The 1,697-nt window shown below is 62.8% G+C and carries 1 protein-coding gene and 1 pseudogene; both read right to left on the bottom strand.

Going from position 1 to position 1,697, the window contains the following annotated elements; genetic code table 11:
* Nucleotides 1-98, bottom strand: a pseudogene (locus ASE11_RS25895) (ABC transporter ATP-binding protein); the annotation flags it as partial.
* A 194-nt stretch (nt 99-292) separates the two neighbouring features.
* The gene (locus tag ASE11_RS13475; RefSeq protein ID WP_056272264.1) at nt 293-1,630 is read right to left on the bottom strand and encodes an ABC transporter substrate-binding protein; all 1,338 of its coding nucleotides are present in this window, start codon (nt 1,628-1,630) and stop codon (nt 293-295) included.
* Nucleotides 1,631-1,697: the final 67 nt, after the last annotated feature.

Here is a 1,697-nt window from a genome sequence, read left to right as displayed (position 1 = left end):
TCGGGCACGTTGAGCGAGACGCCCTTGAGCACCAGGATCACGTGGTTGTAGATGACCTCGATGCCGTTGACGTTGAGGACGGTGTTGGGGGTTGTCATGGTGTTTCCTTGGGGGCCATTTGAAAGACACGGCACGCCGGTCTTTCAAATGGCGGCTGGCAAGCCAGCCGCGAGAGATCAACACCCGCCGCGACTGCGGTGACTCCATCCAGGGACACCGCGGGTCCGGCTCCGCCGGCCCCAGTGTCGCCCCCTGGAGGGGGTCGCGCGCAGCGCGGCGGGGGTGATGCCGGTCAGGACTGGCAGTCCTGACCAGTTCTGCGGGTCAGTTTTTTCTCGGCGGCGTACTTGTCGGCCGCAGCCTTGACCATGGGCTTGATGATCTGATCATCGGCCTGGTACCAGTCGCTGGAGAAGGCCCACTTGGCGCCATCCCAGGTGTGGATGCGGGCCCAGGCAGCGCCCATGTGGTCCTGGCAGCTGGTGGAGATGGGACGCATCACACCCTTGAACCCCAGTGCATCGAGCTTGGCCTGCGTGAGGTTCAGGTTCTCGAAGCCCCAACGCGCCTGCTCGCCCGTCATGACCTTGCCCTTGCCGTACTTCTCCTGGGCCTGGCGCACGCCTTCGACGGCAAACATGGAGCTCATCAGGCCGCGCATGTACAGCACGTCACCGACTTCTTCTTTCGGCCCGGTGCCCTGGCCCTTGCCGTGCACTTTCTCCAGAATCTCCTTGACCACGGCCGAGCCCTTCTCGGTGCCGTGCTGCATGGTGATCGCGTTGTAGCCCTTGGCGCCTGCGCCCACGTCCTTGACGTCGGGCTCGGCACCGGCCCACCACACGCCGTACATCTGCTCGCGCGGATAGCCGGTGGCCTGGGCTTCCTTCAGGGCGGTGGAGTTCATGACGCCCCAGCCCCAGTTCAGCACGTAGTCAGGCTTGTCGCGGCGAATCTGCAGCCAGGTGGCCTTTTGTTCCACGCCCGGGTGGGTCACGGGCAGCAGGCTCAGCGAGAAGCCGTGCATGGACGCACGTTCCTGCAGCAGGGGGATGGGTTCCTTGCCGTAGGGGCTGTCGTGATAGACCAATGCAATCTTCTTGCCCTTGAGCTTGTCGTAGCCGCCTTCCTTCTTGGCGATGTGCTGGATCAGCACGTCGGCCGCCACCCAGTAGGTGCCTGCGATCGGGAAGTTCCACTTGAACACGCCGCCGTCGGCGGATTCACTGCGGCCATAGCCCGCTGTGATCAGCGGGATCTTGTCGCCAGGGGCTTTTTCGGTCAGGGCGAAGGTGATGCCGGTGGACAGCGGCTGGAACACGGTGGCGCCACCGTTCTTGCCCTTGAGGCGCTCGTAGCACTCCACGCCGCGGTCGGTGGCGTAGCCGGTTTCACATTCTTCAAACGACACTTTCACGCCGTTGATGCCGCCGCGCGCATTGACCAGCTTGAGGTAGTCGGCAAAGCCGTTGGCAAAAGGCACGCCGTTGGGAGCATAAGCACCGGTGCGGTACACCAGCGAGGGGAAGAATTGTTCCTTGGCTTGCGCCATGGCACTCGGCGCCACCAGCGCAGCGGACACACCCGCGCAAGCGATGGACACAGTCAGAACCAGATTTCGCAGTTTCATTTCGTTGTCTCCTAATAAAAATCAAACACACACCAACACAAAACCCATGATGACCTTTGGATGCCGG

The sequence above is a fragment of the Hydrogenophaga sp. Root209 genome, from assembly GCF_001428625.1.
GTDB lineage: Bacteria > Pseudomonadota > Gammaproteobacteria > Burkholderiales > Burkholderiaceae_C > Hydrogenophaga.
The sequence above is the reverse complement of the archived record's forward strand: the minus strand, read 5'-3'. Positions and strand labels throughout refer to the sequence as shown.